The 25,050-nt window shown below is 63.9% G+C and carries 25 protein-coding genes and 1 pseudogene; 8 read left to right on the top strand and 18 right to left on the bottom strand.

From position 1 onward, the window contains the following. The first annotated feature begins 68 nt into the window (after window positions 1–68). The 3 genes and pseudogenes from FJ938_RS05380 to FJ938_RS05370 all read left to right on the top strand — a co-directional run bounded on the left by FJ938_RS05380 (window position 69) and on the right by FJ938_RS05370 (window position 1,865). A complete protein-coding gene (locus tag FJ938_RS05380) occupies window positions 69–443 on the top strand; it encodes a hypothetical protein (protein ID WP_246671526.1) in 375 nt (124 codons plus the stop codon). Window positions 444–572: 129 nt separating this feature from the next. Beyond that, window positions 573–764, top strand: a pseudogene (locus FJ938_RS05375) (DOPA 4,5-dioxygenase family protein); the annotation flags it as partial. A 143-nt stretch (window positions 765–907) separates the two neighbouring features. Further along, window positions 908–1,865 (top strand): IS630 family transposase gene (locus tag FJ938_RS05370; RefSeq protein WP_140691836.1). Its coding sequence is split into 2 segments (ribosomal slippage): window positions 908–1,258 and window positions 1,260–1,865, totalling 957 coding nucleotides; the frame shifts between segments, so codons are not numbered across the junction. Between the two features lie 17 nt (window positions 1,866–1,882). On the opposite strand, the gene FJ938_RS05365 is transcribed toward FJ938_RS05370, so the two are convergent. The 7 genes from FJ938_RS05365 to FJ938_RS05335 all read right to left on the bottom strand — a co-directional run bounded on the left by FJ938_RS05365 (window position 1,883) and on the right by FJ938_RS05335 (window position 12,045). Further along, window positions 1,883–2,248, bottom strand: coding sequence for an MmcQ/YjbR family DNA-binding protein (locus FJ938_RS05365; RefSeq protein ID WP_140610567.1), 366 nt, complete (start codon window positions 2,246–2,248; stop codon window positions 1,883–1,885). A 142-nt stretch (window positions 2,249–2,390) separates the two neighbouring features. Next, window positions 2,391–4,997, bottom strand: a complete 2,607-nt coding sequence (clpB, locus tag FJ938_RS05360; RefSeq protein WP_140691834.1) for an ATP-dependent chaperone ClpB — start codon at window positions 4,995–4,997, stop codon at window positions 2,391–2,393. A 221-nt stretch (window positions 4,998–5,218) separates the two neighbouring features. Further along, window positions 5,219–6,178 carry a DUF4167 domain-containing protein gene (locus FJ938_RS05355; RefSeq protein ID WP_140691831.1) on the bottom strand — a complete coding sequence of 320 codons (960 nt, stop codon included), beginning with the start codon at window positions 6,176–6,178 and terminating at the stop codon, window positions 5,219–5,221. Between the two features lie 302 nt (window positions 6,179–6,480). Continuing rightward, window positions 6,481–7,359 carry a peptide chain release factor N(5)-glutamine methyltransferase gene (prmC, locus tag FJ938_RS05350; RefSeq protein ID WP_140691830.1) on the bottom strand — a complete coding sequence of 293 codons (879 nt, stop codon included), beginning with the start codon at window positions 7,357–7,359 and terminating at the stop codon, window positions 6,481–6,483. After that, window positions 7,352–8,431: a peptide chain release factor 1 gene (gene prfA / locus FJ938_RS05345; RefSeq protein ID WP_140691827.1), complete on the bottom strand. Its 1,080-nt coding sequence runs from the start codon at window positions 8,429–8,431 to the stop codon at window positions 7,352–7,354. Before prfA ends, prmC begins: the two co-directional genes overlap by 8 nt. A gap of 8 nt (window positions 8,432–8,439) precedes the next feature. Beyond that, window positions 8,440–10,710, bottom strand: a complete 2,271-nt coding sequence (ptsP, locus tag FJ938_RS05340; protein WP_140691824.1) for a phosphoenolpyruvate--protein phosphotransferase — start codon at window positions 10,708–10,710, stop codon at window positions 8,440–8,442. Between the two features lie 81 nt (window positions 10,711–10,791). Beyond that, window positions 10,792–12,045: an aspartate kinase gene (locus FJ938_RS05335; protein WP_140691822.1), complete on the bottom strand. Its 1,254-nt coding sequence runs from the start codon at window positions 12,043–12,045 to the stop codon at window positions 10,792–10,794. Between the two features lie 262 nt (window positions 12,046–12,307). Here FJ938_RS05335 and FJ938_RS05330 point away from each other — a divergent pair, with 262 nt between their 5' ends. Continuing rightward, window positions 12,308–14,146 (top strand): CHASE3 domain-containing protein, encoded by a 1,839-nt coding sequence (locus FJ938_RS05330; protein WP_140691819.1) that lies wholly within the window; start codon window positions 12,308–12,310, stop codon window positions 14,144–14,146. 183 nt (window positions 14,147–14,329) lie between these two features. Beyond that, complete coding sequence (gene ubiG / locus FJ938_RS05325; protein WP_140691817.1) at window positions 14,330–15,079, top strand: bifunctional 2-polyprenyl-6-hydroxyphenol methylase/3-demethylubiquinol 3-O-methyltransferase UbiG; 750 nt, start codon at window positions 14,330–14,332, stop codon at window positions 15,077–15,079. 73 nt (window positions 15,080–15,152) lie between these two features. On the opposite strand, the gene FJ938_RS05320 is transcribed toward ubiG, so the two are convergent. Further along, window positions 15,153–16,067, bottom strand: a complete 915-nt coding sequence (locus FJ938_RS05320; RefSeq protein ID WP_140691815.1) for a DMT family transporter — start codon at window positions 16,065–16,067, stop codon at window positions 15,153–15,155. A gap of 96 nt (window positions 16,068–16,163) precedes the next feature. Between FJ938_RS05320 and FJ938_RS05315 the strand changes: the two genes are divergently transcribed. After that, window positions 16,164–16,649, top strand: coding sequence for a MarR family transcriptional regulator (locus FJ938_RS05315; RefSeq protein WP_140691813.1), 486 nt, complete (start codon window positions 16,164–16,166; stop codon window positions 16,647–16,649). 4 nt (window positions 16,650–16,653) lie between these two features. On the opposite strand, the gene FJ938_RS05310 is transcribed toward FJ938_RS05315, so the two are convergent. The 4 genes from FJ938_RS05310 to FJ938_RS05295 are packed head-to-tail and all read right to left on the bottom strand — an operon-like array spanning window position 16,654 to window position 19,048. Beyond that, window positions 16,654–17,079, bottom strand: a complete 426-nt coding sequence (locus FJ938_RS05310; RefSeq protein ID WP_140691811.1) for a DUF1178 family protein — start codon at window positions 17,077–17,079, stop codon at window positions 16,654–16,656. Then, window positions 17,076–17,942 carry a carbon-nitrogen hydrolase family protein gene (locus tag FJ938_RS05305; protein ID WP_140691809.1) on the bottom strand — a complete coding sequence of 289 codons (867 nt, stop codon included), beginning with the start codon at window positions 17,940–17,942 and terminating at the stop codon, window positions 17,076–17,078. Before FJ938_RS05305 ends, FJ938_RS05310 begins: the two co-directional genes overlap by 4 nt. A 10-nt stretch (window positions 17,943–17,952) precedes the next feature. Further along, window positions 17,953–18,222 carry a glutaredoxin 3 gene (gene grxC / locus FJ938_RS05300; RefSeq protein WP_140691806.1) on the bottom strand — a complete coding sequence of 90 codons (270 nt, stop codon included), beginning with the start codon at window positions 18,220–18,222 and terminating at the stop codon, window positions 17,953–17,955. Between the two features lie 25 nt (window positions 18,223–18,247). After that, window positions 18,248–19,048: a ComF family protein gene (locus FJ938_RS05295; protein ID WP_140692074.1), complete on the bottom strand. Its 801-nt coding sequence runs from the start codon at window positions 19,046–19,048 to the stop codon at window positions 18,248–18,250. A 70-nt stretch (window positions 19,049–19,118) separates the two neighbouring features. Between FJ938_RS05295 and FJ938_RS05290 the strand changes: the two genes are divergently transcribed. Continuing rightward, on the top strand, window positions 19,119–19,991 hold the full coding sequence (locus FJ938_RS05290; protein WP_140691803.1) for a methyltransferase domain-containing protein: 873 nt from the start codon (window positions 19,119–19,121) through the stop codon (window positions 19,989–19,991). Between the two features lie 26 nt (window positions 19,992–20,017). Here FJ938_RS05290 and FJ938_RS05285 read toward each other — a convergent pair whose 3' ends face one another. The 5 genes from FJ938_RS05285 to argJ all read right to left on the bottom strand — a co-directional run bounded on the left by FJ938_RS05285 (window position 20,018) and on the right by argJ (window position 23,188). Continuing rightward, the gene (locus FJ938_RS05285) at window positions 20,018–20,197 is read right to left on the bottom strand and encodes a Flp family type IVb pilin (protein ID WP_140691801.1); all 180 of its coding nucleotides are present in this window, start codon (window positions 20,195–20,197) and stop codon (window positions 20,018–20,020) included. A gap of 110 nt (window positions 20,198–20,307) precedes the next feature. Then, window positions 20,308–20,622 (bottom strand): hypothetical protein, encoded by a 315-nt coding sequence (locus FJ938_RS05280; protein WP_140691799.1) that lies wholly within the window; start codon window positions 20,620–20,622, stop codon window positions 20,308–20,310. A 127-nt stretch (window positions 20,623–20,749) separates the two neighbouring features. Then, window positions 20,750–21,172: a (deoxy)nucleoside triphosphate pyrophosphohydrolase gene (locus FJ938_RS05275; protein WP_140691797.1), complete on the bottom strand. Its 423-nt coding sequence runs from the start codon at window positions 21,170–21,172 to the stop codon at window positions 20,750–20,752. Then, window positions 21,165–21,917: a GNAT family N-acetyltransferase gene (locus FJ938_RS05270; RefSeq protein WP_140692072.1), complete on the bottom strand. Its 753-nt coding sequence runs from the start codon at window positions 21,915–21,917 to the stop codon at window positions 21,165–21,167. The genes FJ938_RS05275 and FJ938_RS05270 overlap by 8 nt, the downstream gene beginning before the upstream one ends. 29 nt (window positions 21,918–21,946) lie before the next feature. Beyond that, window positions 21,947–23,188 carry a bifunctional glutamate N-acetyltransferase/amino-acid acetyltransferase ArgJ gene (gene argJ / locus FJ938_RS05265; RefSeq protein WP_140691795.1) on the bottom strand — a complete coding sequence of 414 codons (1,242 nt, stop codon included), beginning with the start codon at window positions 23,186–23,188 and terminating at the stop codon, window positions 21,947–21,949. A 267-nt stretch (window positions 23,189–23,455) separates the two neighbouring features. On the opposite strand from argJ, the gene FJ938_RS05260 reads away from it, so the two are divergent. After that, window positions 23,456–24,052, top strand: a complete 597-nt coding sequence (locus FJ938_RS05260) for a TetR/AcrR family transcriptional regulator (RefSeq protein WP_140691792.1) — start codon at window positions 23,456–23,458, stop codon at window positions 24,050–24,052. Between the two features lie 55 nt (window positions 24,053–24,107). On the opposite strand, the gene FJ938_RS05255 is transcribed toward FJ938_RS05260, so the two are convergent. Beyond that, entirely contained in the window at window positions 24,108–25,028 is a 921-nt protein-coding gene (locus tag FJ938_RS05255) for a peptidylprolyl isomerase (RefSeq protein WP_140691790.1), read from the bottom strand. Window positions 25,029–25,050 lie beyond the last annotated feature (22 nt).

The raw sequence follows: 25,050 nt of genomic DNA, 5'->3' as shown, positions 1-25,050 counted from the left end.
GACGACAAGATTTCACAAAAAGGTGTCGACTCTCAACGGAACGTCGATCGGACCGATGGGTTCTGCCCATGTCGGACACGATCCGGCAAAAGCCGAAAAACGAAGATGGAGTATCTCCCATGCTTACAAAAATCCTCGCAGCCTCGGCCCTCACCATCGGCCTTGCGACGGCGGCGCTGGCCCAGGATGCCGGCGCTTATAACGCAAACACCGGGGCAACTTCCGGGACCCACCAGCCAAGGCACCATGCAAGACGGGTGCTCGTCGATCCAAGCACCACCTCCAGCATTGGCATCGTTGGGACGAGCTCGGATTATATGAATTCGAATGCCGATCAAAATTGCCCCGCAGGCCCGCAGGGGGCAAACCCGGAAACACCCAATGCCAGCGGCAGGCCGCCGAAGGCGCCACCATCGGTGAATGGCCACCATTGCGGCCAGTAACGGCGCCGCGGCAACAGGGGGGTAGCGAGTGCAGGCGCACCCCCCGCCGCTGCGGTTTTCGGGGCTACGCGGCCTCTTCCGAGTGTCGGTGCTTGGTGTAGAGTTCCCCGGGGATCATCGAAGGGGAACATCGAAGGGAACGAAAAAGCCGGTCCGAGGCCGCTTTCGGAAATCGCCAGCTATCACGCCCACATCTATTACGACGGTCCGGCCGAGCGGCAGCACGCCGAATGGCTGCGTCTTCGCATCGGCGAACGTTTCCGCGTGCGCCTGGGCAATTGGCGCGACGAGCCCGTCTGCCCGCATGAGCAGGCCATCTACTAGGTCTCGTTTGAGGCCGAACATTCTAGGAATTGTGAGGCGGCAACCTCTCCACAGTCAATTAGAGCGTCGGGCGAATAGGGTGAATCGTTGGGATTCCCTTTTCGACTGAAGTCTGATTCCTATGGATGCGGAGGTGCACCATGGGCAAAGCGGTTTCGCAGGATTTGAGGCTTCGACTTGTTCGCGGCATTGCCGAGGGCAAGTCGCGGCGGGCAGTTGCGGCGCAGTTTGAGGTGGCGCCTTCGACGGCGGTACGCGTTCAGGCACGCTATGCGGCGACTGGTTCCGTCGAACCGGCCCGTCAGGGGCGTCCTGCCGGGTCTGGCAAACTCGGCCCGTATCGTCAGGCCATTGTCGACAAAGTGATGGCCAGGCCGGACATCACGATGCCTGAGCTTGGCGCGTGGCTTGAAGACGAGCACGGCGTCAGGGCGGACCCGTCGAACCTGTCGAAGTTGCTGTGCCGGGAGGGGTTTACGTATAAAAAAAGCCCTGCTGGCGTCGGAGCAAGAACGGCCCGACGTGAGAGCGGCGCGGCGTGAGTGGCGCGACCATCATCAGCCTCTGATGCGCGCCGTGCCGGCGCGGATCGTCTTCATCGACGAAACGAGCGTGAAGATCAACATGACCCCGTTGCGCGGGCGCAGCCTGCGCGGCAAGAGGCTCCTCGCCGATGCGCCCTTCGGCAAATGGCATACCCAGACCTTCATCGCCGACCTGCGTTGCCATGAACTGGTGGCCCCCTGGATCATCGAGGGAGCCATCGACGGGGCGGCGTTCGATGCCTATGTCGAAACCCAGCTCGCACCGGCTCTCGGGCGCGGCGACATCGTTATTCTGGACAATCTCAATGTCCACAAAAGTCCGCGCGCCGCAGAGGCGCTCAAACAGCGCGGCGCCAGGTTCCTCTTCCTGCCCAAATATTCGCCGGACCTCAACCCGATCGAGATGGCCTTCGCAAAACTCAAAACCCTGTTGCGAAAGGCCAAAGCGCGCACCTACGACGATCTCGTCCGCGCCGTCGGAAGCATCTGCGCCATGTTCGATCCAACCGAATGCTGGAACTATCTCAAACAGGCAGGCTACGTTGCATGTTAATCGCCCGATGCTCTAGACTAGCCTGCGCCAAGCCCCAACTCCTTGCGCGCCTGCTTCGTCAGCTTGAGCGCAACAAGGCGGTGGCTCTCGCGCAGATAGTCCTGCAACGCGTCATCATCCATGCTCTGGCTTGTCTGACGCTGGATCCATTTCATGCCGCGCGAGGCAAGATACGGCGCGGGCCGCAAGCCCGGCTGTTCCTTCAGCACGTCATAGGCAATGTCGGAGCATTTGAAGGTGACGAAGAGCTGCGCGCCTTCGTTCCAGCCACCAATGGCAAAGACCTTGGTCCCGACCTTCCAGACATGGGCGCCACCCCACTGAACGACATGGTTCGTGGCAGGCAGAGAGGCGCAGAAGTCGTTATAGTCGTCCAGCGTCATCCGCGTCCCATGCTTGCTATGAAAAACGCCGCGCGCCCAAACTGGGCGCGCGGCACTCCGAAGCGCGACGCGCTTCAGATCTTTTGTTTTTAATGCATGTCATTGTCCCAAAACCAAGGCCGGTTTAGGCGACACGCATCGGTCAGGCCGCCGCCTCGGTCGCGACAACAGTCGGCTTCGAGCGGAAATTCAGCCGGTCGGAACCGGCGGTCACCTTCACCGTCGAGCCATCGAGGATCTCGCCGAGCAGGATCTTCTCCGCCAGCGGGTCCTGCAGTTCCTTCTGCATCACCCGCTTCAGCGGTCTGGCGCCATAGGCCGGATCGTAGCCCTTGGCCGCAAGCCACTCGATCGCCTCGTGATCCAGCGACAGCGCGATCTTGCGATCGACAAGCAGGTTCTCCAGCCGTTTGAGCTGGATCTCGACGATGCGGTCCATGTCCTGACGGCGCAGCCGATGGAACAGGATCACCTCGTCGACGCGGTTGAGGAATTCCGGCCGGAAATGCGCCCTCACCACGCCCATCACCTCGTCGCGCACGGCGTCGACATCCTGGTCTTCGCCGAGATTGACCAGATATTCGGCGCCGAGGTTCGACGTCATGATGATCAGCGTGTTGCGGAAGTCGACGGTGCGGCCCTGGCCATCGGTCAGCCGGCCGTCATCGAGCACCTGCAGGAGCACGTTGAAGACATCCGGATGCGCCTTCTCAATCTCGTCGAAGAGCACGACCTGATAGGGCCGGCGCCGCACCGCCTCGGTCAACGCGCCGCCTTCCTCATAGCCGACATAGCCGGGAGGCGCGCCGATCAGCCTGGCGACCGAGTGCTTTTCCATGAACTCCGACATGTCGATGCGCACCATGGCGCTCTCATCGTCGAACAGGAAGCTGGCCAATGCCTTGGTCAGCTCGGTCTTGCCGACGCCCGTCGGTCCGAGGAACATGAACGAGCCGATCGGCCGATTCGGATCCTGCAGGCCGGCACGGGCACGCCGCACCGCCTTGGAAACGGCCTGCACCGCCTCGCCCTGGCCGACGACGCGCTTGCCGATCTCGTCTTCCATGCGCAGCAGCTTGTCGCGCTCGCCTTGCAGCATCTTGTCGACGGGAATGCCGGTCCAGCGCGACACGATATGGGCGACGTGGTCGGGTGTGACCACTTCCTCGACCATGCCGGCCTTGCCGTCCTGGGCCTCAGCCTCCTTCAGCTTCTTTTCCAGTTCCGGAATCTTGCCATAGGCAAGCTCGCCTGCGCGCTGGAATTCACCCTTGCGCTGGGCAATGGCCAGTTCGTTGCGCGCCTCGTCGAGCTGCTTCTTCAGGTCGGCGGCAAGCCCGAGCTTCTGCTTTTCGGCCTGCCATTTGGCGGTGATCTCGGTCGATTCCTCCTCGAGGCCGGCGAGTTCCTTTTCCAGGCGGACAAGCCTGTCCTTCGAGGCCTCGTCCTTCTCGACCTTCAGCGCCTCGCGCTCGATCTTGAGCTGCATGATGCGGCGGTCGATCTCGTCCAGCGCCTCGGGCTTGGAATCGACCTGCATCCTGAGCCGCGAGGCAGCCTCGTCGACCAGGTCGATCGCCTTGTCCGGCAGGAAACGATCGGCGATGTAGCGGTTGGACAGCGTCGCCGCCGCCACCAGCGCCGAGTCGGAGATGCGCACCTTGTGGTGCTGCTCGTATTTTTCCTTCAGACCGCGCAGGATCGAGATGGTGTCCTCCACCGTCGGCTCGTCGACAAAGACGGGCTGAAAACGGCGGGCCAGCGCCGGGTCCTTCTCGACGTGTTTTCTGTATTCATCGAGCGTGGTCGCGCCGACGCAGTGCAGTTCACCGCGCGCCAGGGCCGGCTTCAGGAGGTTGGACGCATCCATCGCGCCATCCGCCTTGCCGGCACCGACCAGCGTGTGCATCTCGTCGATGAACAGGATGATGCTGCCGTTGGCCGAAGTTACTTCCGAGAGCACGGCCTTCAGCCGCTCCTCGAATTCGCCGCGATATTTGGCGCCAGCGATCAGCGCGCCCATGTCGAGCGCCATCAACTGCTTGTCCTTCAGCGATTCCGGCACGTCGCCATTGACGATGCGCAGCGCCAGGCCTTCGGCGATGGCCGTCTTGCCGACGCCGGGCTCGCCGATCAGCACCGGATTGTTCTTGGTGCGGCGCGACAGCACCTGGATGGTGCGGCGGATTTCGTCATCACGGCCGATGACCGGATCGAGCTTGCCGGCACGGGCATCGGCTGTGAGGTCACGCGCGTATTTCTTCAGCGCATCATAACCCTGCTCGGCGCTCGCCGAATCGGCGGTGCGGCCCTTGCGGAGATCGTTGATAACCTGGTTCAGCGCCTGCGCGGTGACGCCGGCCTTGGCCAGGATTTCGGCTGATTTGGCCGATTTTTCCATGGCAAGCGCCTGCAGCAGCCGCTCGACGGTGACGAAGCTGTCGCCGGCCTTCTTGGCCAGTTCCTCGGCGGTCGAGAACACCTTGGCCAGAGGCTGCGCCAGATAGAGCTGGCCATTGCCGCCTTCCACCTTGGGCATCGCCTCAAGTGCCGCCTCGACACCGAGCTTGACGTCGCGGACATTGCCGCCGGCGCGCTCGATCAGGGATGCGGCTAGGCCCTCATCGTCGTCGACGAGTACCTTCAAGATGTGTTCGGGGGTGAATTGCTGGTGATTGCGGGAGAGCGCCATGGTTTGCGCGGACTGGATAAAGCCGCGCACGCGCTCGGAGTATTTCTCAAGATTCATATCTGTCTCCTTCCGTCACCGGCCCGCTTTGCGGCACCGGATCAGATTGCGGTGACGGACCCGCCCATTCGAGCCGGATCCTGTTCAGCCGAGATATGGTGCATAGGCCATGCTGTCTCAAGACGCCTTGATGTCGGTCAATGCATAATATTCCACAGGCGCAAAAAACGAAAACAGCGGAGATTTCTCCCCGCCGTTCAACGTCTTCAAGTGCTGCTCGATCAGTTGTCGATGTCTGAGATCACGGGCTCTGCGCTGCCGCCCTCGGCAGGGGCCGCGGCCACCTCGCCGGCATCCGCATTGCGGCCGCCGCCGTCTGCCTGGTCGGCAGTGGCGCGCGGGCGGCGCGGTCGCCGCGGGCGGCGGGCAGCGCCGCTCTCGGCCGCCGCCTCATTGAGCTCGGCCTGGGCGGCCAGACCGGCTGGCGAAAAATTCTCGAACAGCGGAGCCGGTTCGGTCGCCGCGACGGTTTCGGCCGGCGAAGCGGACTCTGCCTGCACCTCAGCCTGTCCCGGGGCCTCGTTGCGCTGCTGCTGGCCGCCTTGCTCGGCGGACGAAGCATAATCGCGCTGGCCGTTCTGGCCATAGCCGCCATTGGGGCGGCGATCGCGATGGCGGCCGCCATGGTTGCGTCCACTATTGTCACGGCCAGCATTGTCACGATTGTCGCGGCCGCTTTCCCGGTTGAGCGCGACCTCGGCCGGCATACCTTCGATCACTGGCTGCGGACCGGCGCCATGGTTGATCACCGGAACTTGCGGATCGGAAATGGTGTTGCCGCCGCTGCTTGCTCCGCTGTTGCCGGCCCCGACGTTGCCCGCATTGTCGAACTCGTCGCGGTCCTCGTCGCCATCATCGTCGAAGTCGTCGCGGTTCTGCTGGACGTTCTGGATCGGCATCTGCGCTTGCGCGGCGGCAATGATTCGATTGTAGTGTTCGGCGTGCTGGAGATAGTTCTCCGCCATGACCCGGTCGCCGGAGCTTTGCGCATCACGGGCAAGGGTGGCATATTTTTCGGCGATCTGCTGAGCCGATCCACGGATCTTCACGTCCGGGCCGTTGCTCTCGTAATTGCGCGTCAGCGGATTCGGGCCTTTGCGGTTGTTGTTATTGTTGTTGCCACCGCCGCCGCCATTGTTGTTGCGACCGCGCATGCGCCTGTTCTGCTGTTGTGGCCTCATTCGACTCTCTTCATCTTGAAATTTTCGAAAACTCGTTACGAACGGAGGCGCTCATGCAGCCAGCCGTTTCGTTTCTTCACCGGCGTTCGCCCGCATCGATTGCGTTGGCGCCACGTGCCATCCTGTTCCGGTTACATCACTTGCCGGACGATTCCCGCACGAAGCTTGGGCGTCGTTTGCGCAAGAAGGCAGCTATTTCCAAGGAAACCGAATCGCTAAGAGCACTGCCTGCTTCGTCTCATCCGGTTGAGGCGACCCTAGCCGCATTCCCCGGCATTGCCAAGCGGTTTTTTCGCACTGCGTCAAGGCTTTCCCCGTTGAAAGACAAGAACCCTGTCGTTTCCGCCGAGATCGCCGAACACCTCACCGGCGGCATAGCCGGCTACGCTAAATATGTCGTTGACCTCGTTGCGTTGCGTGTGGCCGATCTCGACCGCTATCACGCCTTCGGCTTCCAGAAATCTTGCCGCCTCGGCGGCGATGATCCTGTAGGGGGTAAGCCCATCCGCACCGCCATCAAGTGCCAGGCGCGGATCGAAATCGCGAACTTCGTTCTGCAGATTTCCAATATCCTCCGACCGTATATAGGGGGGGTTTGCGGCAATTACATGGTATCGGCCGGAAACTTTTTCGAACCAGTCCGACTGCAGTGCCGTGAACCGGCCGCCGAGCCCCAATTGCCCGGCATTGCGGGTCGCTGTCGCCAGCGCGCCTGCGGAAATGTCGACGCCGATGGCGGTCGCGGCCGGCACCGTGCTCAGCAGCGCCAGGGCGATCGCGCCCGTCCCGGTGCCGAGGTCGAGGATGCGGCATGTGCCCTCCCGTGCGGCCGTTGCCTTGACGAAGGGCAGCACCGCCTCCACCAGCGTCTCGGTGTCCGGCCGCGGCTCCAGCGTTTCCGACGATAGCGATAGGCGCAGACCGTAGAATTCACGATAGCCGAGGATGCGATGCACCGGTTCGCCACCGGTTCGCCGTTTCAGCGCGGCCTCGATTTCGGCGATGGCGCCCCCGTCGACCTTGCGCCCGGGTTCGGCAATGGCCTGCGTGCGCGTCGTGCCGGAATAATGTTCGACGATCAGCCGCGCATCGAGCGCCGGATCGTCGATCATGGCCGCCGCAAGCCTGGCCCGCGCCTCCCGCAGCAGCGGCCCCAGTGCCTCGGGCAGAGGGTCAGCCATCGAGGCCTATATCGGCCAGCAGCTTTGACTGGTGATCGGCGATCAGTGCGTCGACGATTTCATCGAGTTCGCCCATCATCACCCGGTCGAGCTTGTAGAGCGTCAGATTGATGCGGTGGTCGGTGACGCGGCCTTGCGGAAAATTGTAGGTGCGGATGCGCTCGGAGCGATCACCGGAGCCGACCTGCGACTTGCGCGATTCGGAACGCTCCTCGTCAGCCTTGCCGCGCTCCAGATCATAGAGCCTGGCCCGCAGGATCTGCATGGCCTTCGCCCGGTTCTGGTGCTGCGACTTCTCCGCCTGCACCACCATGATGCCAGTCGGCAAATGCGTGATGCGGACCGCCGAATCGGTGGTGTTGACGTGCTGCCCGCCGGAACCCGAGGCCCGCATCGTGTCGATACGGATGTCCTCGGCGCGGATCTCGATGTCGACCTCTTCCGCTTCAGGCAGCACCGCAACCGTGGCGGCCGAAGTGTGGATGCGGCCGCTGGCCTCGGTTGCCGGCACGCGCTGCACGCGATGCACACCGGATTCGAACTTCAGATGGGCAAACACGCCCTTGCCGGACACGGTGGCGATGATTTCCTTGAAACCGCCGGCATCGCCGTCGCTGGCCGACACTGTTTCGAACCGCCAGCCGCGTTCGGCGGCATAGCGCTCATACATGCGAAACAGGTCGCCCGCGAAGAGTGCCGCCTCGTCCCCGCCGGTGCCGGCGCGGATTTCAAGGATGGCGTTCTTGTCGTCGGCGGCATCCTTGGGCAGGAGCAGGATCTGGATGTCCTTCTGCAGTTCTTCGATGCGCTTCTCGACGCCGGGCAGATCGGCTTCGGCGAGAGCCCGCATCTCGGCGTCGGTGCCTTTGTCGGCGAGCATCGCTTCAAGGTCGGCCTGCTCGTGCTCGGCCGAGCGCAGCGCCCGAACCTTGGCCACCATGTCCTGAAGCTCGGCATATTCCGACGCCATCTTCACATAGGCATCCGGCGCCGGGCCGGCCGACATCTGCGCTTCGAGCATCTCGAAACGCTTGACGACTTGATCCATGCGGTCACGGGGCAGGTTGATCATGACAAATGCTACAGCGGAATGGAGCGGTCGTCGGCAAAGGCCTGTAGCAACGCCCGCATCGGCAGCCCCTGCGCCGGCGCCATCAGATTATCGTCGAAGAAGGCGTTCAGCTCGTCCAGCGGCAGTTCCGTCAACATGGCTTTGACCGGGCCGATCGAGGCCGGCGACATCGAGATCGAGCGGAACCCGAGGCCGATCAGCGCCATTGCCGAGATCGGCTTGCCGGCGAGTTCGCCGCACAGCGTCACGGGCGTGTGGTTGCGAGCGCCGGCGTCGGCGATCTGCTTGAGCACACGCAGGAACGGCGCCGACAGCGTATCGAAGCGGTTCGCCAGTTGCGTGTTGCCACGGTCGACCGCCATGACGAACTGGAACAGATCGTTCGAACCGACCGAGACGAAGTCGACGGCTTTCATCAATTCGTCGAGCTGGAACAGGAGCGACGGTACTTCCAGCATGGCGCCCAGCTTGAGGCTGGTCGGGAGGTGGTGGGCGAAGCGTGAGAGATGCCGCACCTCGCGATCGATGATCTCGCGCGCCTGGGCGATCTCGCCAAGCTCGGTCACCATCGGCAGCATCAGCTTGAGTTCACGCCCACCGCTGGCCTTGAGCAGGGCGCGGATCTGGGTCCTAAGCAGACCCGGACGGTCGAGCGTCAGCCTAATCGCCCGCCAGCCGAGCGCCGGGTTCTCTTCCTGGATGGTGCCCTTGAAGTAGGGCAGCACCTTGTCGCCGCCGATATCGATGGTGCGGAAAGTTACCGGCTTGCCGCGCGCGGCCTCGAGCACGTCGCGATAGAGTTTCTCCTGCGCTTCGGCGCGCGGAAAGGTCGAGGCGACCATGAACTGCAATTCGGTGCGGAACAGGCCGATGCCGGCCGCGCCCGCCTCGGCCAGCTGCGGCAGATCGACGGCAAGCCCGGCATTCATCAGCAGGTCGACCTGCACGCCGTCCCTGGTCATCGACGGCTTCTTGCGCAGTTCGCGGTAGACTTCCTGCCGGCGTGCCCTGAACCGCACCTTTTCGGCATAGGCTGCCTCGAGATCGGACTGCGGCCGCAGATGGATCGCGCCTTCCTCGCCGTCGACGATGATGGCATCGCCGTTTTCCGCCATTGAAACCGCGCCCTTCATCTGGCCGGCGACCGGAATGCCCATGGCGCGCGCGACGATGACGACGTGGCTGGTGGCCGCGCCATCCTCGAGCACCAGTCCACGCAATTTGTCCCGGGGATAGTCGAGCAGCTCGGCGGCGCCCATGGAGCGGGCGACGATGATGGCATCCTTCGGCAGCGATGCCGCGACATCCTCCGGCCCGCGTCCCATCAGCTGGCGCAGCAGCCGGTTGGCAAGATCGTCGAAATCGCTCATCCGCTCGCGCAGATAGGGATCGGTCATATGCAGCATGCGCGCGCGCATGTCGCTCTGCACCTTTTCCACCGCCGCTTCCGCCGTCAGGCCGTTGCGGATCGCCTCTTCCAGGCGCCGCACCCAGCCACGGTCGTTGGCGAACATGCGGTAGGCTTCCAGCACCTGGCGATGCTCGCCCTCGAAAGCGACGTCGCGGCGCTCCAGCATGTCGTCGATGGAGAGCCGCAGCGAGCCGAGCGAGCTTTCCAGCCGCCGGACCTCTTCCTCGCTATCCTCGTTGAACAGGTTGGTGACGACGATGCGCGGCTCGTGCAGCACGACATGCCCAAGCCCGACGCCATCGTTGAAGGACAGGCCGGTGAAGCTCACCGGGCGGCGCAGGTCGAGTTCGAGACCTGGCCGGGTCAGCCGCGCCAGATCACCGGTGGCGATCATCTCGGCGATCACCATGGCGGTCGTTTCCAGCGCCTCGACCTCGTCGTCGCGGTAGTGGCGCATGGTCTTGTTCTGGACAACCAGGACGCCCAGCGTGCGCCCTGCCCGCAGCACCGGCACACCAAGGAAGGAATTGTAGATCTCTTCCCCGGTCTCCGGCAGGTAGGCGAAGGCCGGGTGCTCCTGCGCGTTGGAAAGGTTGAGTGGCCGCGCGCTGGCGGCGATCGTGCCGACCAGGCCCTGCCCCAGCCTCAGTTGCGCCAGGTGGACGGCGTTGGGGTTCAGACCTTCGGTGGCATAGAGCTCGAGCACCGAATCGGCGCGCAGCACATAGAGCGAGCACACTTCGGCGACCATGTTGGAGGCGATATCGCGCACGATCCGGTCAAGCCGCTCCTGCGGCTCCAGCGGCTCTTGCATGAGCTCGCGGAGCCGTTTCAGCAGAACGCGCGGGCCAACGGCCGTCTCACGCATCGCGGCTTCTTCTCCAATGAAACACTTGCCGGCGCAGTTTCCGCCGCTGCCGGCACGCGCGCAACAACTGATTCAGTCTTGCTACTGCTTATCCAGACCGTAGACGGAATGCAAAGTGCGAACAGCAAGTTCCGTGTACGGACCGTCGATCAGTATCGAAATCTTGATCTCGGAGGTGGTGATGGCGCGAATGTTGATCGCCTTGTCCGCCAGCGCCTTGAAGGCGGTGGCCGCGACGCCGGCGTGGCTCCTCATGCCGATGCCGATGACCGACACCTTCGACATGCCGGCTTCCGACTGCACGACATCGTAGCCGACCTCGGCTTTCAGCCGATCGAGCACGGCAAGCGCCTTGTCGACGTCTCCGGAAGGCACCGTGAAGGTCATGTCGGTGAACTTGCCGTCCTCGGAAATGTTCTGGACGATCATGTCGACATTGATGTTGGCCTCGGCCAGCGGCCCGAAGATGCCGGCGGCGACACCTGGGCGGTCGCCGACGCGGCGCAGCGAAATCTGGGCCTCGTCCTTGGCGTAGGCAATTCCGGTGACGACCTGCTGTTCCACGATCTCTTCCTCGTCGCAAATGAGCGTTCCCGGAGGATTGAGCAAATCCCCCATTCCGGGCGCGTCGGGATCGTCGAAGGACGACCGCACGAAGGTACGCACCCTGTGCACCATGGCAAGTTCGACCGAACGCACCTGCAGCACCTTGGCGCCGAGCGAGGCCATTTCGAGCATTTCCTCGAACGATATCTTGCCCAGCCGCCGCGCCTTGGGCTCGATGCGCGGATCGGTGGTGTAGACCCCGTCGACATCGGTGTAGATGTCGCAGCGATCGGCCTTGACCGCCGCGGCTATGGCCACCGCACTGGTGTCGGAACCGCCGCGGCCAAGCGTGGCGATGCGGTTGTCCGGCCCGATACCCTGGAAACCTGCGATGACAGCAACCTGGCCCTCGCCGAAACGCTTGACCAGGAACGCGTCGTCGATGTCGAGGATGCGCGCCGCGCCATGCGCGTTGTCGGTTTTGATCGGGATCTGCCAGCCCTGCCAGGACCGCGCATGGATGCCCATGTTCTGCAGCGTGATCGCCAAAAGTCCGGCGGTGACCTGCTCGCCGGAAGCAACAACGGCATCGTATTCGCGTGCGTCGTGCATCGGCGAGGCCTCGCGCGTCCAGGCTACCAGTTCATTGGTCTTGCCGGCCATTGCCGAAACCACCACCGCCACCTCATGGCCGGCATCGACCTCGCGTTTGACGTGACGCGCCACATTGCGGATGCGGGCGATGTCGGCGACGGAGGTTCCGCCGAATTTCATCACGATGCGCGCCATGGAAGCGAATTGCCTTTGACTGAAGCCGGACCCCAACCCAGAAAGCGGAATCCCGAAAAGCGGAAAGACACGTCCGGCTGCGCCGGCCGCTGAATGCGCGGCCTCCTTAGCCAAATGCTTTCGGTTTCGCAAGGCTGGACGCGGATTGCCGGCTTCAAGAAGACGGCATATTGCCTTGCAGGCTGCCGCCGCTTACCAAATGCTGCCCGCGGGAATTCCTTTTGGTTCGGCAGAACAGATGATTGCTCGTCTTCGACGTGCCATGCGATGGCAAACGTTTCCGATTGTCGCCGGTTTCGCGGTGCTGGCGCTGATCGTCGGCTCCCGCGCCATGCTCGTCGAAAGCCAGAGGGCCAATCGTGCCGCCGCGCGCGCCACAATTGAGTATCAGCAATTGCTCTCCGGCCTGCTTTCGCTGGCGCAGGACGCCGAGAGCGGTCGGCGCGGCTATCTCTTGACCGGCGAGATATCCTATCTCGAACCCTATCGGAAGGCGGTCGATGCAATTCCGGGGCAGCTCTCCCGCATCGACGCCATGGCGGCTTCGGACAGCCCTTTCGTCCAGCAGATCAGTCATATCAAGGACGCGCTTTCGCGACAGCAGGCTGAACTGGCCGAAACCATGGCCCTGTACGACAAGGGCGACGCGGCCGGAGCGCTGCAAAGGTTCCGCAGCGGTCAAGGCAAGTCCGCCATGGACGAAATCCGGACCAACATGGATATGATCCGGCGCATCGACGCCGCCGACATCGCTGCGCGCGACGAGCACACGGACCGGGTCGAGGCGTGGCTGCGCATCGGTTCGCTGGCGGCGCTCACCGCGATCTTCCTGCTCGGCGCCTACACCATTCGCGAATCCCGCCGCCGCTTCCGCGAGGTCGCCACCGCTCAGGAAGAGCTCATGCGCAAGAACATCGAACTTGGCAACGAGATCCAGACGCGTGAAAAGGCCGAATCCCAGATACGCCAGATGCAAAAGATGGAGGCCGTGGGGCAGCTGACCGGCGGCATCGCCCATGATTTCAACAACATGCTGGCGGTGATCCTCAGTGCCATGAACCTTGCCCAGCGCAAGCTGAAGCGAGGCGAGAACGACATCGAGAAATTCATCGAGGCCGCGACGGATGCGGCCAGCCGCGCCGCCAATTTGACCTCGCGGCTGCTTGCCTTCTCCCGTCTCCAGCCGCTGGCGCCGCAGGTCGTCGATACCAACCGGCTGGTGACTGGCATGTCCGACCTCCTGCGCCGGGCTCTGGGCGAGGGCATACGCATCGAAACGGTGCTGGCGGGTGGCCTGTGGAAAACTCACGCCGATCCCAGCCAGATCGAGAACGCGATCCTCAACCTGGCCGTCAACGCCCGCGATGCCATGGATAATGACGGCAAGTTGACCATCGAGACCGCCAACAGCTACCTCGACGAGGCCTATGCCTCGACGCATGCCGAAGTCGCTCCGGGCCAATATGTGATGATCGCAGTGACCGACACCGGTGCCGGCATGTCACCGGAGGTCATTGCCAAGGCCTTCGAACCCTTCTTCACCACCAAGCCGGTCAACAAAGGCACGGGACTGGGGCTGAGCCAGGTGTTCGGCTTCGTCAAACAGTCAGGCGGCCACGTCAATATCTACTCCGAACCGGGCGAAGGCACGACGATCAAGATCTACCTGCCACGGTTCTTCGGCCCCGAGGAGCCGGCCGCGCCCGCCGAGCGTGGCAAGAGCGTCTCCAAGGTCACCGAGACAATCCTCGTGGTCGAGGACGACGCCCGCGTGCGAGCCGCTACAACGGACACCATGCGCGAACTCGGCTACACCGTCATCCAGGCCGGAAGCGGCCCGGAGGCCCTTCAAAAGCTGGCCGCGACGCCTGGCATCGCCCTGCTTTTCACGGATATCGTCATGCCGGTGATGAACGGTCGCAAGCTCGCCGAGGAAGCGGTCGCGCGCCAGCCCGGGCTGAAAGTCATCTTCACCACCGGCTTCACCAGGAATGCCGTCGTCCATAACGGTGTGCTCGACCATGACGTGCATTTCCTGGCCAAGCCGTTCACCATCGAGCAACTGGCCGCGAAGCTGCGCGACGTGCTGGACACGAAGTAGACGGGCCCTGGCAGCAGGGAGAAAATGTTGCCTTGACATTCGAGGCCTCACGCCCGACTTCCTAGCGCATGACCCCGAAATCGACTTCGGTTTCGGAAGGGATCATGCGCAGAATCAAAGTGCTACAGCGTCCTTTGCGCATCCGAAGGACGCGCGGCGCTGTAGTGTCGAGGAGACCAACCGATGCCAGAGCCCCGCCGATCGACGATCGATGCCGGAGAAGTGGAACGCTTTTCCGCCCTTGCCGCCGAATGGTGGAACCCGAACGGCAAGTTTCGTCCGCTGCACAAATTCAATCCGGTCCGGCTGTCCTATATCCGCGACCAGATCGCGGCGCGCTTCGGCCGTGACCCGCGCGCGGCACGGCCGTTCGAAGGCCTGCGCATCCTCGACATCGGCTGCGGCGGCGGCCTTTTGTGCGAGCCGATGGCGCGGCTTGGCGCCGAGGTCGTGGGAGCCGACGCCTCGGAAACGAACATCGAAGTGGCAAAACTGCATGCCGCCGAAGGCAATGTGAGCGTCGACTATCGCGCCACGACGGCCGAGGACCTCGCCGACGCCGGCGAGACATTCGACGTCATCCTGAACATGGAAGTGGTTGAGCATGTCGCCGACATCGACCTGTTCGTCGCCAAATGCGGGCAGATGGTCCGGCCCGGCGGCATCATGTTCGTGGCCACCATCAACCGTACGCTGAAGGCGCTGGGGCTGGCCATCATCGGCGCTGAGTACGTGCTGCGCTGGCTGCCACGCGGCACCCACCAATTCGGCAAGCTGGTGCGCCCGGAAGAACTGGAAAAGGCGCTTGGCGGCGCCGGCCTCATTGTCATCGACCGCACCGGCGTCACCTACAACCCGCTTGCCGACCGCTGGTCGCGATCGAAGGACATGGACGTCAACTACATGGTGCTGGCGGAAAAAGGATCGGTCTGATCCAGTCTCTCGCCATTCGGCATCGAGCGGACGGGAGCCGCCTCGCCAGTACGGCCGGCAAGGGTGAAGACGTTTAGGCGGCCTGGCCCTGCGCTCTCATGCTGGTCTGGCTCTGCGCCCTGGTGGTGATGAACACGCCGGCGGTGATGATGACGGCGCCGGCCCAGGTCAGCAGCTGGTAGTGCTCGCCAAGGAAGATCGTGCCGGCAAACAGCCCTACCGCGGCCGCCACATAGCCGATCTGGCTGAGATAGACCGGGCCGCCGACGGCCTGTAGCCGGAAGAAGAAGGCGAACATCGCCGATGCGGATGCGACTTGCGCGACGACCACCAGCGGCACACCGCCGAGCGGCGCGAACGCCTTGAGGCCGAACAGGGCAAGAATACCGATGAACAACAGCGTCGCCGACGCCAGGTGGCTGCCGACGGCAAGCTCGATCGGGCCGGTGCCTTCCGGCCAATCGACGGTGCGGTAGATGTTGCCGGCGGCGAGGCTGACCGGAATGAGCAGCCCGACGGCCACCCAGAAATAGTCGGCCGGCTGGCCGGTCTCGCCGCGCGTAAGAGCGACCATCACTGCACCGATGAAGCCGACGGCAATGCCTGATATGCCGAGCATATTGGGGCGCCGGACACCGAGCAGGATCGAGAACACCAGCGTGATGACCGGCGAAAGCGTGAACATGATGCCCGTATAGCCGGCGCCGAGATGCGGGATGGCTGAAAACATCAGGAGATTGGGAAACGCGTAGGACACAGCCGCGGTGACGAAGAAATAGCGCAGCTTGTGCGCCGTCAGCCGGATCTTTTGCCTGCTGAGCAGCAATGCGCACAAAAGCACGCCGCCGGCACCAAGCGAAATGACGAAGGCCCAGACCATGGCCGGCACGCCGTCCGCCGTGGCGAGCTTGCCGAAGGGCAGCGTCAGGCCAAGAAGGCCGCCGGTGACCACCAGCAGGCCGAGAGCCGAATCCCAGAGAATTTTCATGATCGAACCCTGTCCCGCGCGGCTCTTGGCCGGCCTTGCATCCTGCGTTATGATAGCGGAAAGATTCTTAACGTCAAGATACATAGCGGTGAGACGGTGGATAGGGCAGCGCGGGCGATCGAGCAATGGAAGCGGGAGCGGCCCGACCTGGATGTGTCACCGATGGCCGTGCTCGGACGACTGAACGAGGCGTCGTCTCTAATCGCCCGCGAGCGGCTCGCGCCGCTGTTTGCTCGCTATGGACTGCAGTCTGGGGAGTTCGACGTGCTGGCGACGCTGCGCCGCTCGGGATCGCCCTATGCGCTGACCCCGACAGCGCTTTACGAAGCGACGATGGTGACGTCCGGCGCCATGACCAACCGGCTCGACCGGCTCGAAACCTTGGGGCTGATCCTGCGCGGACCACACCCCAGCGACCGGCGCGGCATTGTCGTACGGCTGACCGAAAAGGGTCTGGCGCTGATCGACGAGGCTGTCACCGCCCATGTGGCCAATGAACACGAGATTCTTTCGGGCCTGACGAAGGCCGAGCAGGAGACGCTTTCGAGCCTGCTCGAGAAGCTGATCGGCAACGTGAGTTGATCATTCAGTTGCGATCGTCCGGAAATACCGGGATCGGCATGAAATCGACGCCGTCCTCGGCCAGGCTCTTGGCCTCTTCCAGCGTCGCTTCACCATAGATGCCGCGCGGGTCGGTCTCGCCAAAGTGGATTTTTCGCGCTTCCTCGGCGAACTTGTCGCCGACATAGTCGGCATTCTCGCGCACCTTCTCGGCCATCGCCTTCAGTTGCGCCATGGCCTGCTTCTGCGCCTCGCCCATGGCCAGCGCAATGGTTTCCTGCTTGCGGGCGGTCGAGACGGCGGGCGCCATCAGGGCCTTCTGCACCTTGTGCGAGCCGCAGCTGGGACAATCGACAAAACCGCGCTTCTTCTGGGTGTCGAAATCGTTATTGCTGCGAAACCAGCCCTCGAACTCGTGCTCGTTTTCGCAGATGAGGGAAAAGCGGATCAAGAGGCGGCACCCCTGAGACGCGGCGCCTCCACCGCGCCGGCATTGATGGTAAAATCCCGCGCATTTCTGAGGTTCGGTATCTTCTTGCGCGCCGCAAGCGACTGCGCCGGGTCGATCTCGGCGACGATCACATCGGGTTCGTCATGCGCGGCTTCCGCCAGGATGCGCCCCCACGGATCGACGATCAGCGAATGGCCATAAGTCTCGCGGCCGTCCTCGTGCAGGCCGCCTTGCGCGGCGGCGACGACAAAGGCGCCGTTCTCGATGGCGCGGGCCCTCAGCAGCACGTGCCAGTGTGCCTCGCCCGTCTGACGGGTAAAGGCCGCGGGCACGGTCAAAAGGTCGGCGCCCGCCATCGCCTCGGCACGGAACAGCTGCGGAAACCGCAGATCGTAGCAAACTGCAAAACCCAATTTCGCGCCCGCGATCTCGGTCACGACGGCCTCGATGCCTGGTTCATAGGAGGCGGATTCGCGCCAGCTCTCGCCATTGTCGAGATCGACGTCGAACATGTGGATCTTGTCATAGGTGGCAAGCGTGGTGCCGTCCGGGCCAAACAACAGCGCCCGGTTGGCGAGCTTGCCGTCGGCGCGCAGGATGGCGGTCGAGCCGATATGGAGGTAGACGCCGAGTTCGCGCGCCAGTCCGCGCGCGGTCGCGACGACGATGTCTTTGTCCTCGGAGGTAAAGGAGGCGGCACGCGCTTCCTTGTCGCGGATCAGCGCTCCGGTCATTTCAGGCGTCTGGATGTAGGTGGCATTTTGCGCCGCCGCTTCACGCACCAACCGTTCGAGATCGACCGCATTGCGCTCAGGACTTTCGCCTGAGCGCATCTGGATCGCCGCGGCCTTGAAAACATCCATGATCATACCCTCAAATCGTCGTGCCGTTGGCGAGCAGTTTGTCCAGCCGGCCTTCGGCCTCCAGATCATGGAGGTCGTCGCAGCCGCCGACATGCCTGTCGCCGATGAAAATCTGCGGAAAGGTCGTACGCCCATGAGCGCGCGAAATCATCTCCTGGCGCAGTTCCGGCGAAAACGAGGCGTCATGCTCAGTATAGGCGACGCCCTTGCGCTCCAGCAGCCGCTTGGCTGCCGTGCAGTAGCCGCACATCATGCGGGTGTAGATGGTGACATCGGCCATGGCGTTTCCGTTCTCTGTTGCCGACTTATATAGTCACGGACTCATCCGCCCGGAAGTCCCCCGGCAGCACGCGGGCAAAGGTCAGCACGTCGACGGCGGCCGCACCTCCTCTTTTCAGCGCCTTGGTGGCGGCACGCACGGTGGCACCCGTAGTGTAGACATCATCGATCAGAAGCACCCTGCGGCCGGTAATCTCGATTTCCGCTTCCGCCGGCACACGAAACGCGGTCTGCACATTCTCCTCGCGTTCCTGTCGCTCCAGCCCGACCTGCTGGCGGGTGAGTTTCACGCGCCGCATGGCGGAGGGCGCGAAGGACAGCCCGCTGAGTTCGCAAACCGCGCGCCCCAATTCCGCCGACTGGTTGAAACGCCGCCTGAAAAAGCGCCGCCAGTGTAGCGGCACCGGAACAACCACATCGGCCTCGGCAATGAGATCGGCGCCCGCGCGCACCATCCAGCGCGCCATCCAAGGCGCGAGATCGGTACGGTCCTGGTATTTCAGGCCTTGCACCATCTGACGAGCCACGCCCGAATAGGCGACGGCCGCCCGTGCTCGCTCGAAGGGCGGTGGATCGGCGATCGCCTCGGCCGACAGAAAGCCCTCGCCCATATGGTGGATGAATGGCGTGCCCATCACCGGGCACCAGGGCCGTTCCAGCAGCCTGAGCTTCGGCCAGCAGGCGCCGCACAGTACGCCGGGCTGCGAGACATGCCGGCGGCAGCCGGCGCAGACGGGCGGAAACAGGATGCGCGACGGCCAGCCGAGAGCCGATCGGGCCAGGCTCCTGATGTCGATGGACTTGATCTTGGACATCGGATCGGCCACCTGCATGCCATTATACCAACTAGATCAGTGCCCAACCATATCACGGCAGGGACAAACAAGGATCCGCCCCTTGCAGCCTATAATGGACACCTCACTATGGCTGGCGCACAAGCGGCGCGCGCTTGCTCATCCTGTCGACGGCGCCGATTTCCTGATGAACCGCGCCGCTGAGGACCTTGCCGACCGGCTGGGTGCCGTCGAACGCCGGTTCGGCAAGGCGGCGGTGCTGTTTTGCCAGACGCCGGCGGCAGCCGACGTTCTAGCCGCGAGCGGCAAGGTTGGGGACATCGTCCGCGTCGAGACAGACGCCGCCTTCCTCATCGGCAGTGTCGGCTTGATCGCGCCCCTGGAGACCGTGCCGTTCGAACCGCAAAGTCTCGATCTGGCCGTGTCGCTTCTGTCCTTGCAGGCGATGAACGACATCCCCGGCATGCTGATCCAGATCCGCCGCGCGCTGCGGCCGGATGGGCTTTTCCTCGGTGCCTTTGCCGGTGCAGGTACGCTCGGCGAGCTGCGCGAAAGCCTGCTTGCGGCCGAGACCGAGCTTTACGGGGGCGCCAGCCCGCGCGTCATCCCGTTCACCGATGTGCGCGACGCCGGTGCGCTGCTGCAGCGCGCTGGTCTCGCCCTGCCGGTCGCCGACGTCGAGACGGTGACGGTGCGCTATGCCAACCTGTTTGCCCTGATGGCCGATCTGCGCGGCATGGGCGAAACCAGCGCACTGGCCGATCGCAGCCGGCGACCGGGGCTTCGCAGGCTGTTTGCCCGCGCCGCGGAAATCTACGCCGAGCGTTTTTCCGACCCCGACGGTCGGATCCGGGCAACTTTCTCGATGGTCTGGATGTCCGGCTGGGCACCCGATGCGTCACAGCAAAAACCGCTGAAGCCTGGTTCAGCCAAGGTCTCGCTGAAGGCTGTGCTGGAAGGACCTGAAGGGCATTGATCTGTCCGCCGCGCGGACAGCCAGGGTCAAGGCGCGAAGGCGTTCGCAAGCCGGCTGGTGTTGTCGCTGAACAGCCAGGTAATCGAGTTGAAGACCTGGCCGATGCCGCCGATGATGGTCAGGGACAGCACGGTGACGATCAGGGCGTATTCGACGGCGGTGGCGCCGGTGTCGTCCTTCAGAAAACGCAGCAGCACTGTTTTCATGGCCTCGATCCCCGTTGCCAGGACCTTACCGCCGATCTGTTAAGAAAGGTTAATAGCAAAGGCTTAACAGGCGGTGAAACAGCCGCTCCCGTTAAAATGTCTTAACCATCTCAACAGTCGCCGCTGGTCTTGCCGTCCGACCCGATGATGCAGACCGAACCGGGCTCCGGCTGCAGCACGCTGCGGCGCACCGTATAGGTGCTGCGATGGCTGATCGAACCGGTGGCCGTCATGTCGAGACCGGGAAAACCGTCGCGAGCCGACTGCGAGCGCGTCTGACTGTCGAGGAAAGGCGTCGCGATCAGCGCCAGCGCCACCGCGGCCGATCCGAACAGCAACGTGACGCGCAAGATGCCCATCCCGGCATCGGCGGCACGGAAGCCGCGGTCGGGCCGGATCGAATCCCAATCCCTGTCCAGGCTCATGCTATCGCTCCCTGCGATTCGGCGGCGACCGCGACAAATACGGCCATGCATCTATTTTTCATGATGAGATAAATCTTCCATTAACGCCGGCTGACATGGACCGTGGTACCGATCAGTTCACCGATCCTCAGAGGAGATCGATGAGGAACGGAATCAGCGGCGCGTCGGCCGGCGGCATCGGGTAGTCGCGCATCTGCTTTGGCCGCACCCATTTCAGTGCCTGCCCTTCCCTGGGCTGGGCGATGCCGCGGAAGCGGCGGCAGACAAACAGCGGCATCAGGAGATGGAAGTCGTCATAGGAATGGCTGGCGAAGGTGAGCGGCGCCAGACACGGGATCTCGGTCTCGATGCCGATCTCCTCATGCAGTTCGCGGATGATGCATTGTTCCGGCGTCTCGCCGGGCTCGACCTTGCCGCCGGGAAACTCCCACAGGCCGGCAAGCTGCTTGCCTTGCGGCCGCTGCGCCAAAAGCACGCGACCGTCGGTGTCGACCAGAGCACAGGCAGCAACCAGGAGCAGGCGCTTGCCGGGATCGACCAGATCATTCATGGCCGGGCGGCCGGCGGTAGTGATAGCGATAGACTTCCTCGAAGCCGAGCGTGCGGTAGAGCGCCAGCGCCGGCGCATTGCCCGCCTCGACCTGCAGCCAGGCTTCCCGCGCGCCGCGCAGCCGTGCCCATTTCAGCGCCGACAGGATCAGGTTGCGGCCGTGCCCCTTGTTGCGCGCCGACTTGTCGGTGGCGACCTCGAACAGTCCGGCGAGATCGCCATCATGCACGCAGATCAGCGTTGCCAGCGGCTCCGCGTTATCCTCTAGGGCGAACAGCCCGGCCTCCGGCTGGATGGCGCCGATGATCTCCGACAGGCCAGGCCGCAGCGAAACGTCGGAGCCGCTGACCTTGAGCGACGCGCCGATGAAGCGGCTGATGTCCTTGAGCGGAATCTGATCCATGGCGGCGTCGAGATGGGCATCAGCCAGCGACAGCCGCATGACCAGCGATTCGTCGAACCGGCTCCAGCCCTCCTTGTCGAGATGGCTGGCCAGATCGGGACCCGACAGCGGCGACATGCGGAACGTCAGCGGCCGGCCATAGGCATCGAAGCGGCGGCTGGCGCGGCCGATGCGATCGGCGATGTGCTGGATGTCGCCGGGATCGAGCGGATTGACCGAATTCAGCCGCTTGGCCGGGTGGCCGGCGGTCAGCCGCACCACCCAGGTGCCGTCATAGTGGACGGCGGCCGCCGGCCACGCGCGAAAGCCGGCCGCTTCGTAGCGGCGCACGGTTGCGAGCATGCTTGCCGGATGGCGCGAGACCAAGGCGATCAGCTCCGGTAATCGCCGTTGATGGCGACATATTCCTTGGTGAGATCGCAGGTCCACACCGTCGCCTTGCCGCTGCCGATGCCGATATCGGCGCGGATGCGGATATCGTCGCGCTTCATGTAGGCCGAGGTCTTTTCTTCCGAATAGGCCGGGTCGCGCTCGCCCTCATAGGCCAGCCGGTTGTCGCCGAACCAGATCGACAGCCGGTCGCGATCGGCGGGCTCGCCGGCCTTGCCGACGGCCATGACGACGCGGCCCCAATTGGCATCCTCGCCGGCAACGGCGGTCTTGACCAGCGGCGAATTGGCGATCGACAGCGCGATCCGCTTGGCCGAGCGGGCCGATTTCGCGCCGGTGACGGTGACTTCGACCTGCTTGCGCGCGCCCTCGCCGTCGCGCACCACCTGCAGCGCCAGCGACTTCAGCACCTTGCCGAGCGCCCGACGGAACGCGCCGAGCCGGGCGTCCCTAGGGTCGGTGATCTCAGGCGCGCCGCGCTTCGCGGCCTTGCCGGTGGCAAAGAGCAGCAGCGTGTCGCTGGTCGACGTATCGCTGTCGACGGTCACCGCATTGAAGGTCTTGGCCGTGCCCCGCGACAACAGATCCTGCAGCACCGGTGCGGCGATCGGCGCGTCGGTCGCGATGAAGGAAAGCATCGTCGCCATGTCAGGCGCGATCATGCCGGCCCCCTTGGAAATGCCGTTGATGGTGACGTCGGTGTCGCCGAGCTTGACCATCTGCGTCGCCACCTTCGGATAGGTGTCCGTGGTCATGATGGCCTTTGCCGCCTCGGTCCACAGGTCCGGCTTGCCGTCGCTGACCAGCCCGGCGAGCAGATGACTGAACTTGGTTGTGTCGAGCGGCTCGCCGATAACACCGGTCGAGGCCAGGAAAACCTCGCCCGCCGTGCAGCCGGCCGCCTTGGCCGCCGCCTCGCCGGTCAGCGCGGTGGATTCGCGGCCTTTCTTGCCGGTGAAGGCGTTGGCATTGCCGGAATTGACGACCAGCACCCGGGCCTTGCCGGCGCCAAGGTTCTGCCGGCAGAAATCGACCGGCGCCGAGGGGCATTTCGACTTCGTGAACACGCCGGCGACCGTGGTGCCCGCGTCGAAGACCATCGCCAGCAGATCGGTGCGGTTCTTGTACTTTATCCCCGCTTCGGCGGTGGCGATGCGCACCCCTTCGACGACAGGCATCTCGGGATATTTCTTCGGCGCGAGCGGTGAAATCGTGGTGGACATGGCAACCTCGGGCGGGAAAATCGCAAGGGAAGGCCGGTTTGCCCGATACGGCGCGCCGGCGCAAGGGCGTTTTCGCCAGGCCTGCGGGGCGGGAAACCCGCTCCATTCAAGACCGACGAGGGATGGCGCATCGTGCCGGAGACATCGCATGCGATGTAAGGACCGGCGTCCTGATGACGAACGCGCTCTCACGCTAAAAAACGGGTCGTTTCGTTTCATCGGCGGATCACTTATCATCGCCCGGAAATTGAAACGAGGACGACAGGAATGGCCGAGGAGGCGGATACGGCGCGCAAATCGATCGGTGCGCGGCGCAATCCTGACAGTGCGGATGCCATTCTGGAGGCCGCCGAGGCAGTGCTTGTCGAGGCCGGGTATGCCGGCTTCTCGATCGAGGCGGTGGCGCGGCGCGCCCGCGCCGGCAAACCGACCATCTATCGCTGGTGGCCAAGCAAGGCCGCGCTGCTGCTCGAAGTCTATCAGCGCCAGAAGCGCGTCGACGTTCCCGATACCGGAAATCTGGAAGAGGATCTCGTCGGCTTCCTGCAGAACCTGTTCTTCCACTGGCGCGAGACATCGTCGGGCAGCGTGTTCAGGTCGCTGATTGCCGAGGCGCAGTCGGATGAAGCCGCGGCCGCGGCCCTTGCCGGCTATGCCGGCGGGCGCCGCGCCCACACCGGTCAGATCATCGAGCGCGCCAAGGCAAGAGGTGAGGTCGCGGGCGACATCGATCCGGCCGTGGTCGCCGACCTGCTGGCTTCCTATGCCTGGCGGCATCTCCTGATCAACCGGCTCGACGAGCCCGAGGCAACGATCCGCACGGTGGTCCGCTATCTCCTGAAAGGCATAGCGGCCGCCCAATAAACAAAGGGCGGGGCAAGCTTCGCTGCCGCGCCCCTTTTGAAAAAGCCTTTAAGGCTTACTTGCCGCTTTCCAGCGTATCGACGGCCTGCTTCAGCTTGGCGTCGGGGATCTCGACCTTGGCGCCCGCGCGCAGCGACTTGACCAGCGCGAAATACTTGTCGCGGATGACGGCCTGCTTTGCCTGGTCCTTGACGTCGTCAAAAGCCGGCGGCTGCTTGGCGCGCTTGTCCTCGAGCTTGATGACATGCCAGCCGAACTGCGACTGCACCGGCTGCTCGGTGTATTTGCCGACCTCGAGCGCAAAGGCCGCCTTGTCGAACTCCGGCACCATCTGGCCGGGTCCGAACCAGCCGAGGTCGCCGCCATTGGACTTGCCTGAAGGATCGCTGGTGTGCTCGTTGGCGAGCTTCTGGAAATCGGCGCCGCCATCGAGCTGCTTGATGATGGCCTCGGCCTCTTCCTTCGTCTTCACGAGGATGTGACGGGCATGCACCTCGTTGACCGGCGGCGTGTTGGCGATCTCCTGGTCGTAGCGGGCGCGAACCTCAGCGTCGGTGACCTTGTCGACAACACCCTTCTCGACCATCTCGCCATGCAGGGCGCGCTGCTGCAGGAAGGCCATGCGGCGCTGGAAGTCTGGATCCTTGTCAAGACCGTCGGTGACGGCCTTGGCGGCCATGACGCGGATCTCGATGGCAGCGGAGAGTGCGGCGGCGCGGCGCTGTTCGGGCGGCAGTTGCGCGAATTGCTGCGACAGCTCGCCTTCGGCAAGCACCAGATCGGCTTCAGTGAGCGATTGGCCATTGACGGTGGCGACGACGGCATTCGGATCGACCGGCTTCGCCGCGGGTGCCGCCGCGTCGGCCGGAGCAGCAGGAGCGGTCTCCTGGGCCATCAGCGGGGAGAGGCAAAGAGCCGACAGGCCGAAGGCCAGGCCAAGGCTGGCAAGCGACGCACGGCGGAACAACAAGGGCATTGGAATGACTCCGGTGAAGGAT

It is taken from the genome of Mesorhizobium sp. B2-4-14, from assembly GCF_006442155.1.
Taxonomy (GTDB): Bacteria; Pseudomonadota; Alphaproteobacteria; order Rhizobiales; family Rhizobiaceae; genus Mesorhizobium.
Note: the sequence above shows the minus strand (reverse complement) of the source record. Positions and strands in the feature narration are given on the sequence as shown.

Excerpts from the sequence above, each read along its gene's own strand:
- FJ938_RS05380 (WP_246671526.1), top strand. The coding sequence starts at position 69 with ATGTCGGACACGATCCGGCAAAAGCCGAAAAACGAAGATGGAGTATCT.
- FJ938_RS05365 (WP_140610567.1), bottom strand. The coding sequence starts at position 2,248 with ATGACGCTGGACGACTATAACGACTTCTGCGCCTCTCTGCCTGCCACG.
- clpB (WP_140691834.1), bottom strand. The coding sequence starts at position 4,997 with ATGAATCTTGAGAAATACTCCGAGCGCGTGCGCGGCTTTATCCAGTCC.
- FJ938_RS05355 (WP_140691831.1), bottom strand. The coding sequence starts at position 6,178 with ATGAGGCCACAACAGCAGAACAGGCGCATGCGCGGTCGCAACAACAAT.
- prmC (WP_140691830.1), bottom strand. The coding sequence starts at position 7,359 with ATGGCTGACCCTCTGCCCGAGGCACTGGGGCCGCTGCTGCGGGAGGCG.
- prfA (WP_140691827.1), bottom strand. The coding sequence starts at position 8,431 with ATGATCAACCTGCCCCGTGACCGCATGGATCAAGTCGTCAAGCGTTTC.
- ptsP (WP_140691824.1), bottom strand. The coding sequence starts at position 10,710 with ATGCGTGAGACGGCCGTTGGCCCGCGCGTTCTGCTGAAACGGCTCCGC.
- FJ938_RS05335 (WP_140691822.1), bottom strand. The coding sequence starts at position 12,045 with ATGGCGCGCATCGTGATGAAATTCGGCGGAACCTCCGTCGCCGACATC.
- FJ938_RS05330 (WP_140691819.1), top strand. The coding sequence starts at position 12,308 with ATGCGATGGCAAACGTTTCCGATTGTCGCCGGTTTCGCGGTGCTGGCG.
- ubiG (WP_140691817.1), top strand. The coding sequence starts at position 14,330 with ATGCCAGAGCCCCGCCGATCGACGATCGATGCCGGAGAAGTGGAACGC.
- FJ938_RS05320 (WP_140691815.1), bottom strand. The coding sequence starts at position 16,067 with ATGAAAATTCTCTGGGATTCGGCTCTCGGCCTGCTGGTGGTCACCGGC.
- FJ938_RS05305 (WP_140691809.1), bottom strand. The coding sequence starts at position 17,942 with ATGGATGTTTTCAAGGCCGCGGCGATCCAGATGCGCTCAGGCGAAAGT.
- grxC (WP_140691806.1), bottom strand. The coding sequence starts at position 18,222 with ATGGCCGATGTCACCATCTACACCCGCATGATGTGCGGCTACTGCACG.
- FJ938_RS05285 (WP_140691801.1), bottom strand. The coding sequence starts at position 20,197 with ATGAAAACAGTGCTGCTGCGTTTTCTGAAGGACGACACCGGCGCCACC.
- FJ938_RS05280 (WP_140691799.1), bottom strand. The coding sequence starts at position 20,622 with ATGAGCCTGGACAGGGATTGGGATTCGATCCGGCCCGACCGCGGCTTC.
- FJ938_RS05275 (WP_140691797.1), bottom strand. The coding sequence starts at position 21,172 with ATGAATGATCTGGTCGATCCCGGCAAGCGCCTGCTCCTGGTTGCTGCC.
- FJ938_RS05270 (WP_140692072.1), bottom strand. The coding sequence starts at position 21,917 with ATGCTCGCAACCGTGCGCCGCTACGAAGCGGCCGGCTTTCGCGCGTGG.
- argJ (WP_140691795.1), bottom strand. The coding sequence starts at position 23,188 with ATGTCCACCACGATTTCACCGCTCGCGCCGAAGAAATATCCCGAGATG.
- FJ938_RS05260 (WP_140691792.1), top strand. The coding sequence starts at position 23,456 with ATGGCCGAGGAGGCGGATACGGCGCGCAAATCGATCGGTGCGCGGCGC.
- FJ938_RS05255 (WP_140691790.1), bottom strand. The coding sequence starts at position 25,028 with ATGCCCTTGTTGTTCCGCCGTGCGTCGCTTGCCAGCCTTGGCCTGGCC.